The organism is uncultured Pseudoflavonifractor sp. (genome assembly GCF_944387805.1).
Lineage (GTDB): Bacteria > Bacillota > Clostridia > Oscillospirales > Oscillospiraceae > Pseudoflavonifractor.
In genome coordinates, this window is sequence record NZ_CALXGI010000074.1 from 1 (window position 1) to 12,827 (window position 12,827).

Consider the following 12,827-nt stretch of genomic DNA (forward strand, 5'->3'; position numbering starts at 1 on the left):
TCTATCGGGGAGTCCTTTTTTTGTCCATAGCTATAAGCTCTTTATCCACTGGCAGAGCCAGTGGTTCTTTAAGCAATTGGAAAAACGCCCCAATCCCGGATATTCGTCCGGGATTGGGGCGTTTTTATCTCACTTTGTCTCTCCGCTCACCACATAGGATACCGGGCGGTATTCGCCCGCAGCTGCCGGGTGATCGTGCCGCACAGCTCCCGGTAAAAGCGCAGGTAGGCGGTTTTTTGAGCCCGCTGTATCTGCTGGTGCTGCTGGTATTCTCTCCAGCGCCGGCACTGCTTGTGGCAGCCCGCCTGATAGTCAGGACAGCTCTCTCGACAGGGAAGCATGACACAGTCCTCCTCATAGCTGAGATGGAGTCTGCGCGCACAGACAACCCGCTGCCGTCTCTGCCGGAAGCAGACTCTTCTGATGTTGTTTTTATTATACCGCGCCGCTCCGGCCCCTGCTGCCATTTCGCCGTAAACGCGCCGTGAATTTTTTGTAAACACCCGCCTTTCTCCGAATATTTCTCAATTTTGAAATGATTTATTTTGCGCGATATTGCGTATATTTATTTTCTTTTTTTCATTTTTGCACTTTTATTTATTAAATTTTTTAATAATTTGATAGGAAGTTTCGATGTTTTAATGATGGTCTTGTAACCGTTGACATATGTTATTTTCCCGTGCTACCGTTTTTACAACAGAATCTTCCCGCAGCAGAGCCCGGCGCGCTCCTTCGCCCGCGGCTCCGGATGCGGCAGGAAAGAGGCGTGCGAAGTGGATAAGCAGTTTGATGAAATGATCCCCCGCCGGGGTACCGGCTCTCTCAAGTGGGACGGCGCCGACCGCATCTTCCACGGGACAAATCTGCTCCCCATGTGGATTGCGGACATGGATTTCCCTGTGGCTCCCGCCATTCAGGAGGCCCTCCACCGGCGGGTGGACCAGCGTGTATTTGGCTATGGCATGCTCTCCCCTGGGTACTATGAGGCCGTGTCCGGCTGGATGTCCCGCCGGCACGGCTGTTCTGTGCCCCGGGAGTGGATTGTGTTTACCGCCGGGGTGGTCGCAGCCCTGAACTTCGCCGTTCAGGCGGTGACGGAGCCCGGGGATGAGATTCTCATTCCCAGCCCGGTGTACGGACCCTTCTTTCATGCGGCGGAGGATTGGGGCCGCGTGGCGGTCCGGTGCCCGCTGAAGGAGGAGAACCTGTTCTACACCTTTGACTTTGACGACATGGAGCGCCGCCTTACCCCCCATACCAAGGCGCTGATGCTCTGTTCCCCCCACAATCCGGTGGGACGGGTGTGGACGCGGCAGGAGCTGGAGGCCCTGGCGGACTTCTGCCTGCGGCATCATCTCATCGTCATCGCCGACGAGATTCACCACGACCTGGTATTCCAGCCCCACACCATGTTCCTCACCGTCTCCCCTGAAATCGCCCAGCGCACCATTTTGTGCACCGCTCCCAGCAAAACCTTCAATCTGGCAGGCATCCAGGCCTCCAATATCATCATACCCAATGAGGAACTGCGGAACAAGTACCGGGCGGTTGTGGCCCGGCACCATGCCTTTTCGGCCAACTCCTTTGCGGAGTCCGCTGTGGTGGCGGCCTACCGGGACTCGGAGGACTGGCTGGACGCCCTGCTCTCCTATCTAAACGGCAATATGGAGCTGTTCTGCGGCACTGTGGCGGCGGAGCTGCCCAGGCTGCGGGTACGCCGTCCGGAGGGCACTTACATGGTCTGGGTGGACTGTACCGGCCTGGGCCGGGACCCCGGAGACCTCAAGCGATTCTTCGCGGAGGAGTGCGGCCTGGCCTTCAACGACGGAGCCAGCTTCGGGCCGGGCGGAGCGGGCTTCATGCGGGTCAATCTGGCCTGCCCCCGTGCCAATGTGGAAGCGTGCCTGCGCCGTCTGCGCGCACACTGCCAATAAACGACCGCACCAAGAAAGGAAGCGAGCATTTGATGAACTGGAAAAAGCGTCTCCTGACCCTGACCCTCACCCTGGGCCTGCTGGCCACAGCCCTGGCCAGCTGCACCCAGACTGCTGCCGGCCCCTCCGGCTCCCCCTCCGCCTCCGGCACGCCGGAGGCCTCCCCCTCTGCTCCCGCTGAGAGCGCCACCGGCGAGAAAGTGGACGGCGGCACCCTTATCATGTGCGAGCCCACCGACATCTCCAGCCTGAACATTCTCTACGAGACCGGCGACGAGGGCATGACCATGCTCAAGCCGGTGTACGATCCCCTGTATATCGTCTCCAAGGACGGCGTGCGCTACTACCTGGCCGAGAGTCATGAGGTCAGCGAGGATGGCCTGACCATTACCGTCAAGCTCCGTGAGAACCTGAAGTGGCACGACGGCGAGCCCATCACCACCGAGGACGTGCTGTGGTATTTTGAGATGAAGTCCAACCCGGACAATAACGCCTCCAGCGGCACCAAGGTCAACGGTGAACCGGTCCAGGTGGCAGCGGTGGACGAGTACACCTTCACCGTCACCCTCCCCTCCGTCTCCGCCTCCTACGAGGCCACCCTGGGCAGCCTGAAGCTGCTGCCCAAGCACGTGTATGAGGACACCCCCGTCCTGGTGGGCGCTGAGATTAACTCCACCAGCGGCGTGGGCTCCGGCCCCTTCAAGGTGAAGGAGTGGAACAAGGGCGAAAGCCTGGTGCTGGAGCGGTTTGAGGACTACTACCGCGGCCCCGCCAGCCTGGAATCCGTGGTGTTCAAGATCATCCCCAACGCCAGCACCGAGGAGATTTCCTTCCAGAACGGCGAGCTCTCCGTGCTCCGCCTGACCACCCAGGACATGCTGGACAAGTACTCCAACGACCCCAACTACTCGGTCTACACCCTGACCGAGGGCCGCATCAACTACATGGGCTTCAACTCCAACAGCCCCCTCACCAGCGACCCCAAGGTCCGTGAGGCCATCTGCCTGGCTCTGAACGTGGACGAGATTATCGCCGGCGCCTACGGCTCCACCGAGCTGGCCCCCGCGGCCAAGACCGTGTTCTGTCCCTCCAACCTGTATTACAGCGACGTGGAGGGATACAGCCAGGACCTGGACCGGGCCCGGGAGCTTATTGCCGAGACCGGCATCGAGGGCAAGACCTTCCGCCTGGTGTACAACTCCAGCCGTGAGAACATGGAGAACTGCGCGCTGATGATCCAGCAGCAGCTCAAGGCCGTGGGCCTGAACGTGGAGATCCAGGGCTATGAGACCCAGGGCTTCTTTGAGGTGTTCTTCTACACCGATGCCGGCGACTGGGAGCTGGGCCTGAACGGCTACTCCACCAACGGCGACAACCAGGGCGACGAGTACATGTTCAGCCTGGAGGGCTTCCTGTCCAAAAACCTCTGCTCCACCGACGAGATCGCCGCCCTGTGGAACGAGGGCGACGCCACCACCGACCCCGAGGAGCGGGCCGCCATCTACAAGGAGATCCAGGAGCAGATCCGGGACGCCTATACCATGTTCCCCCTCACCTCTCCCAACTTTGTCGTGGCCACTGACAAGCGGCTCAAGGGCGTGGACGCCATCGACATGGTGCCCCTCTTTGAGGACTACCTCAAGCTCTACATGACCAACTGATTCCGGCCATCCGGCTGCCGGAAGCAGAACGGCCGTCCGCCGGGCGGCCGTTCTGTGCATTTCCGCCTACCCTGTCTGAGAGGAGTGCTCCCATGGCAAAACACATCGCCAAGCGGCTGCTTCAGCTGATCCCAGTGCTGCTGCTGGTGTCCATCTTTTCCTTTCTCATCATCCACTTCGCCCCCGGCGACCCGCTGAACATGTACGTCCGTCCCGACATGACCCAGGAGGAGATGGACACCCTGCGGGCCAATCTGGGCCTGGACGGCACCATTGTGGACCAGTACCTGGGCTGGCTGAACAACGTGCTCCACGGCAACCTGGGCAACTCCCTCACCAACAGCGGCCAGCCTGTGGCCGATCGCATTCTGGAGGTACTGCCCAACACCATCCTGCTGATGGGCACCTCCCTGGTGTTGTCCTTTGTCATCTCCATCCCCCTTGGCCTCATCGCGGGGCTGAAGAAAAACCAGTGGCCCGATCAGGTCATCAGCTTCTTCTCCTACATCGGCATCTCCATTCCCTCCTTCTGGTTCGGCCTGATTCTCATCATTGTGTTCTCCCTGGTGCTGAAGGTACTGCCCAGCAGCGGCATCCACACCATCGGGGATGACAGTCTGCTGGATCTGATCCGCCACCTCATCATGCCCAGCCTGGTGCTGAGCGTGGGCAATGTGGCCACCTTCACCCGCTACATCCGCTCCGCCACCATCTCCCAGCTGGAAGAGGAGTATGTGCTCACCGCCAAGGCCAAGGGCGTGTCCCAGCGGGGAATTCTCTTTCACCATGTGCTGAAAAACTGCCTGCTGCCGGTGATCACCCTGGCGGGCATGCGCTTTTCCAGCCTGGTGACCGGCTCTTTCATCGTGGAGTCGGTGTTCGGCTGGCCCGGCATGGGCACCCTGGGCATGTCGGCCATCAACAATCTCAACTATCCCATGATCATGGGCTTCACCATGCTCTCCTGCCTGCTTCTGATTGTGGGGAATCTCATTGCGGATCTGCTCTACTATGTGGCGGACCCCCGCATCAGAAGCGGCTTTCAGGAGGTGCAGGGCTGATGGAGCGTGCTGTCAATTCCCCCATTGCCCCCGGACGGTTCCGGCGGGTGAGCCAGCCCCCGGTTCAGACCGAGGTGGCCTATGACCGCAGCGCCCTGAGCCGGGTTTGGGCGGCTCTGCGGGCCAACCGGCTGGCCATGGTCTGCCTGGTGCTGATGATCATCATCATCGCCGCTTCGGCCCTGGCCTTCCTCTCCCCCTACGACCCGGACCAGTACGACCTGATGAACAAGCTGGCCCTGCCCAGCCTGGCCCACCCCTTCGGCACCGATGACCTGGGCCGGGACTACTTCACCCGGGCCCTGTACGGCGGCCGGGTGTCCCTGACCGTAGGCTTCTTCTCCATGCTGGTGTCGGTGGCCCTGGGCACCGTGGTGGGCACGGTCAGCGGCTACGTGGGCGGCGCGGTGGACATGCTGCTCATGCGCTTCCTGGACATCGTCATGTCGGTGCCCACCTTCCTGCTCATCATCATCATCAACGCCTATGTGAAGCCCGGCCTGCCCACCATGATCTTCATCATCGCCATCTTCTCCTGGATGGGCGTGGCCCGGATCGTGCGGGCCGAGACCATGAGCCTGAAGGAGCGGGACTTTGTGCTGGCGGCCAAAAACCTGGGCACCAGCCACTTTGTCATCATCTTCCGCCACATCATCCCCAACATGAGCTCCTCCATCATCGTGGCGGCCAGCCTGTCCATCGCCCGGGCCATCCTCACCGAGTCCTCCCTCAGCTTCCTGGGGTTCGGTGTGCGCCTGCCCAACGCCTCCTGGGGCTCCATGCTCCAGAACGCCCAGAGCCAGATTCTCTATAATCCCCTGCTGGCCGTGTTCCCCGGGCTTTTGATTCTGATTACAGTGCTCAGCTTCAACGTGCTGGGAGATGTGCTCCGCAGCGCTCTGGAGCCAAGGATCATCAAGTGAGGTGCGGCATGGAAGAACAGATGCTCAGAGATTATGTGGTGGGCCTGCGCCGCGCCTTCCACCAGAGGCCCGAGCTGGGACTCAAGGAGTTTGAGACCAGCCGCCGGGTAAGAGAGGAGCTGTCCGCCCGGTCCATCCCCTTCCGCACGGTGGGGGACACCGGTGTGGTGGCCGAGATTTTCGGCGGCCATCCCGGCCCCACGGTGCTGCTGCGGGCGGACATGGACGCCCTGCCCATCCAGGAGGCCACCGGCCTGCCCTTTGCCTCCCAGATCCCCGGCATGATGCACGCCTGCGGCCACGACGCCCACACCGCCATGCTGCTGGGGGCCGCCGCCCTTCTCTGGGAGGAGCGGGAGACGCTGCCCGGCCGGGTGCGGCTGGTGTTTGAGCCGGCGGAGGAGTTTGCCGGCGGTGGCCGTGCCCTGCTGGAGGCCGGGGTACTGGACGGCGCGGACACGGTCTTTGCCGTCCATGTGGCCCCCAACCTGCCCTGCGGCTCAGTCAGCGTACAGCCCGGGGTGCGCATGAGCGGCTGCGGCTTTTTCTCCCTGACCGTCAGGGGCAAGAGCGGCCACGGCTCCGCTCCCCACGAGGGAATCGACGTCATCCCGGCGGCCTGCGCCATGGTGTCCGCCCTCCAGACCGTGGTCAGCCGGGAGGTAAGCCCCCGGGACTTTGTGGTCATCACAGTGGGCACCTTTCACGCCGGCACCGCCGCCAACATTCTGGCCGGCGAGGCCAAGCTGACCGGCACCATCCGGTACCAGAATCCGGCGCTGAAGGAGGTGCTCCCCGCTGCGGTGGAGCGGGTGCTCCGGGGCACGGCGGAGGCCTTTCGGGTGACCCTGGACCTGAAGTGCGGCATGGGCCTGCCCCCTGTGGTCAACGACGCCGCCTGTTCCGCCGTGGCGGAGCGGGCCGCCGCCGGACTGCTGGAGGTGGTGGAGCTGCCCATGGGCACCGGGTCGGACGATTTCGCCTATTACACCCAGCGTGTCCCCGGGGTGTACGCCTTTCTGGGCACCGGCGGGGACCACCCCATCCACCATGAGTGCTTCACCCTGGACGAGGACGCCCTTGCCCCGGGCAGCCGGCTGTACGCCCGCTATGCGGAGGAATTTCTGAGAGGAGGATGCCTGTGAGTCAGCCGCTTTTGGAGGTCAAGAATCTCCGGGTGTCCTACCGCACCTACGCCGGTGAGGTCCAGGCGGTGCGGGGCCTGTCCTTCTCCATGGAGCGGGGCGAGACCCTGGCCGTGGTGGGCGAGTCTGGCTGCGGCAAATCGGTGAGCGCCAAGGCCCTGATGGGGCTTATCAACTGTCCTCCCGGCGAGATCAAGCCGGGCAGTCGGGTGCTCTTTGAGGGGAAGAATGTGCTGGACTTTACCCCCGGGGAGTGGTCCGCCTTCCGGGGAAAAGAGTGCGCCATGATCTTTCAGGACGCTCTGGCCGCCCTCAACCCCACGGTGACCGTAGGCCGGCAGATTGCGGAGAACCTGACGGTCCACCATATGGCAGGCCGCTCTGAGGCCATGGCCCGTGCGGTGGAGATGCTCTCCCTGGTGGGCATCTCCCAGCCCCATAAGCGGGCCGGGCAGTACCCCCATGAGTTCTCCGGCGGCATGCGCCAGCGGGCCATGATCGCCATGGCCCTGGCCTGCGGCCCCAAGCTGCTCATCGCTGACGAGCCCACCACCGCCCTGGATGTAACCATCCAGGCTCAGATCATCCAGCTCATCAAGGCGATGCAGCAGAAATTCAACATGTCCGTGCTGCTCATCACCCACGACCTGGGTGTGGTGGCGGATATCGCCCAGAACATCGCGGTGGTATACGCGGGACGCATCGTGGAGTACGGTGCCCGGGACGACATCTTCTACGACCAGCGCCACCCCTACACCTGGTCCCTGCTCCGGTCCATCCCCCGGCTGGACCTGGACGGGAAGAAGCAGTTGATATCCATTGAGGGCATGCCGCCCGACCTGATTGCTCCCCCGGCGGGGTGCCCCTTTGCCCCCCGGTGCCCCTGGTGCATGGAGATCTGCACGGAGGAGGAGCCGCCCCAGGTTTCCTTCTCCGGCGGCCACACCTGCACCTGCTGGCTCCATCATCCCGACGCGCCCAAGGGCGATCTTCCATTTCAGGCAGGGGACGGTGTACTATGCTAGAACAAAACGAGACAGCCCTTGAGGTCAAGGAGCTGAAGAAATACTTCCGCACCGGCGGCGGCCTTCTGAAGGCGGTGGACGGCGTCAGCTTCACCATCCGCCGTGGCGAGACCCTGGGTCTGGTGGGCGAATCAGGCTGCGGCAAGACCACCTGCGGCCGCACCTGCGTGGGGCTCTACCACAAGACCGGTGGCCAGGTGCTCTACCGGGGCAGGGATGTCCACAGCCTCCGGGGCAAAGAGCGCAAGGCCTTCACCAAGCAGGTGCAGACCATCTTCCAGGACCCCTACGCCTCCCTGGACCCCCGTCTGCGGGTGGAGGAGATTGTGGCCGAGGGCATGCGCAACCACGGCATCTGTCCCGCCGCCAAAGAGCGGCGGGAACGGGTGTACCAGCTGCTGGAGCAGGTGGGTCTGAGCAAGGAGCACGCCGGGCGGTACATCCACGAGTTTTCCGGCGGACAGCGCCAGCGCATCGGCATCGCCCGTGCTCTGGCGGTAGATCCTGAATTTATCCTCTGTGACGAGCCCATCTCCGCCCTGGACGTGTCCATCCAGGCTCAGATCGTCAACCTGCTGGTGCGCCTTCAGGAGGAGCGGGGGCTGACCTACCTGTTCATCGCCCATGACCTGTCCATGGTCAAGCATATCTCCGACCGGGTGGCGGTCATGTACCTGGGCACCATGGTGGAGATCACCACCTCCTCCGAGCTGTACGCCCATCCGGCCCACCCCTACACCAAAGCCCTCCTGTCCGCCATTCCCATCCCCAACCCCCGGGTGGAGGAGCAGCGGGTGCGCACCGTGCTGGAGGGCGAGGTGCCCAGCCCCATCGACCCGCCGCCGGGCTGCCGGTTTCACAGCCGGTGTCCCTACGCCACCGGACGCTGCGCCCAGGAGGCGCCGGTCCTCCGGGAGATTGCCCCCGGCCACTCCGTGGCCTGCCATATTGTCTGATGATTTTAAAAAAGGGAGATGTCCGAGATGGAACAGACCAACATCAAGCTGCCCGCCGACTTTGAAACCTATGGAGAGGCCCGGAAGGCGGGTTTCCTGCGCATGAAGCAGCTGAAGGACCAGGGCGCCCGTGTGGTGGGCATGTTCTGCTCCTTTGTACCCACCGAGCTGGTGTACGCGGCGGGGGCCCTGCCCGTGGGGCTGTGCGCCTTCACCGAGGAGCCCATTCCCGCCGCCGAGGCCAACCTGCCCCGGAACCTGTGCCCCCTCATCAAGGCCAGCTACGGCTTTGCCCTCACCGACACCTGTCCCTACTTCTATTTCTCCGACTTCGTGGTGGGCGAGACCACCTGCGACGGCAAGAAGAAGATGTTCGAGCTGCTGGGTGAGATTAAGGACACCTACGTCATGCAGCTGCCCCACAGCCGGGACCAGGCCGCCCTCTCCTTCTGGCGGGATCAGATCATCGCCTTCAAGGAGAAGCTGGAGGCCTTCTACGGCATCACCATCACCGAGGATGACATCCGCCGGGCCATCAGGCGGAAGAACCGGGAGCGGGACGTGATGCTCCGCTATCTGGAGCTGGGCAAGCTGAACCCGGCCCCCATGAGCGGCTACGAGATGGGCACCCGTGTGGACGCGGGCAGCTTCTCCTTTGACCTGGACCAGCGGTGCGACGTCATCGAGGCCCGGACGGCCGAGGTGTTGGAGCAGTGGAAGGCCAACAAGAACTCTTTGCCCACCGACCGGCCCCGTCTGCTGGTCACCGGCTGCCCCAACGCGGGCGTACGGGAGAAGATCATCAAGGCAGTGGAGGAGCTGGGGGCCGATGTGGTGGCCTTTGACACCTGCAACGGCATCCGGGAGAAGGTGGAGAAGGTGGACGAGTCCGATCCGGACGTGTACCATGCCCTTGCTGTGAAGTATCTCAACATCAACTGCTCGGTGATGAGCCCCAACGAGAGCCGCCGGGAATATATCGGCGAGATGATTGACTCCTATGCGGTGGACGGAGTGATTGAAATTGTGCTCCAATCCTGTCATACTTACGATGTGGAGGCTTTCTTCATCAAGCGCTTTGTCACCCAGGAGAAGGGCCTGCCCTACCTGAACATTGAGACCGACTACTCTCAGGCGGACAAGGGCCAGATCAACACCCGTCTTGCCGCCTTCCTGGAGACGATTGAGAAATGACGTACTTTGCCGGAATTGACATTGGCTCCACCGCCTCCAAGGTGGTGGTGCTGGACGGGTCGGACATGGTGGACCATTTCGTCCTTCCCACGGGCTGGAGCAGCAAGGAGACCGCCGGTGAGATTGCCCGCCGTCTGGAGGCGGGCGGCCATCCCGTGGGGGCGGACATGAAGGTCATCGCCACCGGGTACGGCCGGGTGGCGGTGGACTACGCGGCCAAGACGGTGACCGAGATCACCTGTCACGGCCGGGGCGGCCGGTACCTGCTGGGCCGGGACTGCACCATCGTGGACATCGGCGGGCAGGACACCAAGGTCATCACCGTGGAAAACGGCATGCCCACCAGCTTTCTCATGAACGACAAGTGCTCGGCGGGCACAGGCAAGTTTCTGGAGATTATGGCCAATCGCCTTGGGGTGGACCTGCCCGAGCTGTTCACCCTGGCGGCGGCAGGCACGCCCCTGGCCATCAGCTCCATGTGCACCGTGTTTGCCGAGAGCGAGGTCATCAGCCACATCGGCGCCGGAGAGAAGCGGGAGGACATCGCCGCCGGGGTGGTGGACTCGGTAGTGAGCAAGGTGGCGGGCCTGTGCGCCCGGCACACCATGAAAGGAGACGTGCTCCTCACCGGCGGCCTGTGCGACAGCGCCTATCTGGTGGACCGGCTGTCCCAGAAGCTGAAGCTGCCTGTCCTCACCCACCCCCTGGGCCGGTACGCCGGCGCCCTGGGCGCGGCCCTCATCGCCCGGGGCAAAGCCGCCGGGTAACAATGCAGTTTGAAAACCATCCATATTCAGAACAGGAGGACTGATTGATATGCTGAAACAGGTAAACGCCATGGGAGATCCCTGCCCCATTCCGGTCATTAAGACCAAGAACGCCATCAAGGAACTCTCCGGCTCCGGCACGGTAGAGGTCCTGGTGGACAATGAAACCGCAGTGCAGAACCTGACCCGTCTGGCCAACAACAACGGCTACGCCGTCAAATCGGAGAAGCTGGGGGACAAGGAGTTCCGGGTGGTCATGGAGGTCACCGGCGCTCCTGCGGCCCAGGCCGGGGAGGACGACAGCGAGACCTGCCTGGTGCCCGCCGGCACCGGCCGGAACAACACGGTAGTGGTTATCTCCTCCCCCTGCATGGGTACCGGCAGCGACGAGCTGGGCGCCACGCTGATGAAGAGCTTTATCTTCGCCCTCACCCAGCAGGACACCCTGCCCAGGACCATCCTCTTCTACAACGGCGGCGCCAAGCTGACCACCGAGGGCTCCGCCTCCCTGGAGGACCTGAAGAGCCTGGAGGCCCAGGGCGTGGAGATCCTCACCTGCGGCACCTGTCTGAACTTCTTCGGCCTGACTGACAAGCTGAAGGTGGGCGGCGTCACCAATATGTACGACATTGTGGAGAAGATGAGCTCCGCCGGCCGGGTCGTCCGTCCCTGAGGCGCGCCATGCGGGAGAAAAAGCCGGCCCTTATCATCACCTTTTCCACCACCACCGACGCCATGGGCATGGAGCAGTTCTGCGCCCAAAACGCTCTGCCGGGCCGTCTGATTCCAGTGCCCCGTGAGATCAGCGCGGGCTGCGGCCTGGCCTGGAAAGCCCCTGTGGAGGCAAAAGAATCTCTCATGGCCGCCATGGCGGACGCGGGCATGCACTGGCAGGAGGCCCGCGTGCTGGAGCTGTGGGTGTGAAGCTGAACAACCATAGGAGATGAGTTCCCTTGATCTATCTGGACAATGCAGCCACCACCCGTCAGAAGCCGCCCCAGGTCATCGACGCGGTGGTGAACGCCATGACCACTATGGGCAACGCCTCCCGGGGCGCCCACGGCAGCGCCCTTCAGGCCTCCCGGGCGGTGTATGACGCCCGGTGCAAGCTGGCGCGCCTGTTCCGCTGTCCCCGGGCAGACCATGTGGTCTTTACCTGCAATTCCACCGAGGCCCTGAACATCGCCATCAGCGGCACCCTGTCTCCCGGGGATCATGTGATCTCCACCGACCTGGAGCACAACTCCGTTCTCCGGCCCCTGTACCGGCTGGAGGCGGAGCGAAACGTGTCCCTCAGCTTTGTGCCCGCCGACAGGCAGGGCAGGCCGGACATGTCCGCCTTTGAATCCCTCATCCGGCCTGAGACCAGGGCCATCGTGTGTACCCACGCCTCCAATCTGACGGGCAACATGATCGACATTGCCCGGGTGGGCGCCATTGCCAAAGCCCACGGCCTGCTCTTCATTGTGGACGCCTCCCAGACTGCGGGGGCCGCCCCCATCGATATGGAGGCCATGGGCATCGACATTCTCTGCTTTACCGGCCACAAGGGCCTGATGGGCCCTCAGGGCACCGGCGGGCTGTGTATCCGGCCCGGCGTGGAAATCCGCCCCTTCAAGGTGGGCGGCTCAGGGGTACAGTCTTACAGTAAGACCCAGCCGGAGGAGTACCCCACCCGGCTGGAGGCGGGCACCCTGAACAGCCACGGCATCATGGGTCTCTCCGCCGCCCTGGACTTTATTGAGGCCACGGGTGTGGAGGCCATCGCCCGCCGTGAAGATGCCCTGATGCGGCGGTTCTACGACGGGGTGGTAGGCCTGAAGGGGGTCACGGTGTACGGGGACTTCAGCCAGGCCCGCCGGGCCGCCATCGTGGCCCTGAATATCGGGGACATGGACTCCAGCGAGGTGTCCGACATTCTCAGCATGGACTACGACATTGCCACCCGTCCCGGCGCCCACTGCGCGCCCCGGATGCACCAGGCCCTGGGCACCACGGACCAGGGCGCGGTGCGGTTCAGCTTCTCCTGGTACAACACCGAGGAGGAGGTGGACGCCGCCGTCCGTGCGGTGGCCGACCTGACAGAAGAATAGTCACAACCTCCGGCTAAGCCGGAGGCTTGATTAAGCCCTATAAGGGCATAATACAGACAATACCCCTA

Annotated in this window: 13 protein-coding genes; 12 read left to right on the forward strand and 1 reads right to left on the reverse strand. The window is 63.1% G+C overall.

Annotation, left to right across the window (positions count from 1 at the left end):
* Positions 1-146: 146 nt before the first annotated feature.
* Positions 147-341 carry a hypothetical protein gene (locus tag Q0K06_RS12595; protein WP_294553129.1) on the reverse strand — a complete coding sequence of 65 codons (195 nt, stop codon included), beginning with the start codon at positions 339-341 and terminating at the stop codon, positions 147-149.
* A gap of 432 nt (positions 342-773) precedes the next feature.
* On the opposite strand from Q0K06_RS12595, the gene Q0K06_RS12600 reads away from it, so the two are divergent.
* The 12 genes from Q0K06_RS12600 (at position 774) to Q0K06_RS12655 (ending at position 12,759) form a co-directional block, all read left to right on the forward strand.
* On the forward strand, positions 774-1,934 hold the full coding sequence (locus tag Q0K06_RS12600) for a PatB family C-S lyase (RefSeq protein ID WP_294553132.1): 1,161 nt from the start codon (positions 774-776) through the stop codon (positions 1,932-1,934).
* 32 nt (positions 1,935-1,966) lie between these two features.
* On the forward strand, positions 1,967-3,595 hold the full coding sequence (locus Q0K06_RS12605; protein WP_294553164.1) for an ABC transporter substrate-binding protein: 1,629 nt from the start codon (positions 1,967-1,969) through the stop codon (positions 3,593-3,595).
* 92 nt (positions 3,596-3,687) lie between these two features.
* On the forward strand, positions 3,688-4,656 hold the full coding sequence (locus tag Q0K06_RS12610) for an ABC transporter permease (protein WP_294553135.1): 969 nt from the start codon (positions 3,688-3,690) through the stop codon (positions 4,654-4,656).
* Positions 4,656-5,579 carry an ABC transporter permease gene (locus Q0K06_RS12615; protein ID WP_294553138.1) on the forward strand — a complete coding sequence of 308 codons (924 nt, stop codon included), beginning with the start codon at positions 4,656-4,658 and terminating at the stop codon, positions 5,577-5,579. Before Q0K06_RS12610 ends, Q0K06_RS12615 begins: the two co-directional genes overlap by 1 nt.
* 8 nt (positions 5,580-5,587) lie before the next feature.
* Positions 5,588-6,724 carry an amidohydrolase gene (locus Q0K06_RS12620; protein ID WP_294553141.1) on the forward strand — a complete coding sequence of 379 codons (1,137 nt, stop codon included), beginning with the start codon at positions 5,588-5,590 and terminating at the stop codon, positions 6,722-6,724.
* Positions 6,721-7,749 carry an ABC transporter ATP-binding protein gene (locus Q0K06_RS12625; RefSeq protein ID WP_365925820.1) on the forward strand — a complete coding sequence of 343 codons (1,029 nt, stop codon included), beginning with the start codon at positions 6,721-6,723 and terminating at the stop codon, positions 7,747-7,749. Before Q0K06_RS12620 ends, Q0K06_RS12625 begins: the two co-directional genes overlap by 4 nt.
* Positions 7,743-8,705: an oligopeptide/dipeptide ABC transporter ATP-binding protein gene (locus Q0K06_RS12630; protein ID WP_294553147.1), complete on the forward strand. Its 963-nt coding sequence runs from the start codon at positions 7,743-7,745 to the stop codon at positions 8,703-8,705. Before Q0K06_RS12625 ends, Q0K06_RS12630 begins: the two co-directional genes overlap by 7 nt.
* Positions 8,706-8,732: 27 nt before the next feature.
* The gene (locus Q0K06_RS12635) at positions 8,733-9,899 is read left to right on the forward strand and encodes a double-cubane-cluster-containing anaerobic reductase (RefSeq protein WP_294553150.1); all 1,167 of its coding nucleotides are present in this window, start codon (positions 8,733-8,735) and stop codon (positions 9,897-9,899) included.
* Entirely contained in the window at positions 9,896-10,666 is a 771-nt protein-coding gene (locus Q0K06_RS12640; RefSeq protein ID WP_294553152.1) for an acyl-CoA dehydratase activase, read from the forward strand. Before Q0K06_RS12635 ends, Q0K06_RS12640 begins: the two co-directional genes overlap by 4 nt.
* Positions 10,667-10,715: 49 nt before the next feature.
* Positions 10,716-11,339: a sulfurtransferase-like selenium metabolism protein YedF gene (yedF, locus tag Q0K06_RS12645; protein ID WP_294553155.1), complete on the forward strand. Its 624-nt coding sequence runs from the start codon at positions 10,716-10,718 to the stop codon at positions 11,337-11,339.
* Between the two features lie 8 nt (positions 11,340-11,347).
* Positions 11,348-11,590: a DUF3343 domain-containing protein gene (locus Q0K06_RS12650; RefSeq protein WP_294553158.1), complete on the forward strand. Its 243-nt coding sequence runs from the start codon at positions 11,348-11,350 to the stop codon at positions 11,588-11,590.
* A gap of 29 nt (positions 11,591-11,619) precedes the next feature.
* Complete coding sequence (locus Q0K06_RS12655) at positions 11,620-12,759, forward strand: aminotransferase class V-fold PLP-dependent enzyme (RefSeq protein WP_294553161.1); 1,140 nt, start codon at positions 11,620-11,622, stop codon at positions 12,757-12,759.
* Positions 12,760-12,827: the final 68 nt, after the last annotated feature.

What these genes read in the sequence shown, in the direction of transcription:
- Q0K06_RS12595 (WP_294553129.1), bottom strand. Translation starts at nt 341, where the DNA reads ATGCTTCCCTGTCGAGAGAGCTGTCCTGACTATCAGGCGGGCTGCCAC.
- Q0K06_RS12605 (WP_294553164.1), top strand. Translation starts at nt 1,967, where the DNA reads ATGAACTGGAAAAAGCGTCTCCTGACCCTGACCCTCACCCTGGGCCTG.
- Q0K06_RS12610 (WP_294553135.1), top strand. Translation starts at nt 3,688, where the DNA reads ATGGCAAAACACATCGCCAAGCGGCTGCTTCAGCTGATCCCAGTGCTG.
- Q0K06_RS12615 (WP_294553138.1), top strand. Translation starts at nt 4,656, where the DNA reads ATGGAGCGTGCTGTCAATTCCCCCATTGCCCCCGGACGGTTCCGGCGG.
- Q0K06_RS12620 (WP_294553141.1), top strand. Translation starts at nt 5,588, where the DNA reads ATGGAAGAACAGATGCTCAGAGATTATGTGGTGGGCCTGCGCCGCGCC.
- Q0K06_RS12630 (WP_294553147.1), top strand. Translation starts at nt 7,743, where the DNA reads ATGCTAGAACAAAACGAGACAGCCCTTGAGGTCAAGGAGCTGAAGAAA.
- Q0K06_RS12635 (WP_294553150.1), top strand. Translation starts at nt 8,733, where the DNA reads ATGGAACAGACCAACATCAAGCTGCCCGCCGACTTTGAAACCTATGGA.
- Q0K06_RS12640 (WP_294553152.1), top strand. Translation starts at nt 9,896, where the DNA reads ATGACGTACTTTGCCGGAATTGACATTGGCTCCACCGCCTCCAAGGTG.
- yedF (WP_294553155.1), top strand. Translation starts at nt 10,716, where the DNA reads ATGCTGAAACAGGTAAACGCCATGGGAGATCCCTGCCCCATTCCGGTC.
- Q0K06_RS12650 (WP_294553158.1), top strand. Translation starts at nt 11,348, where the DNA reads ATGCGGGAGAAAAAGCCGGCCCTTATCATCACCTTTTCCACCACCACC.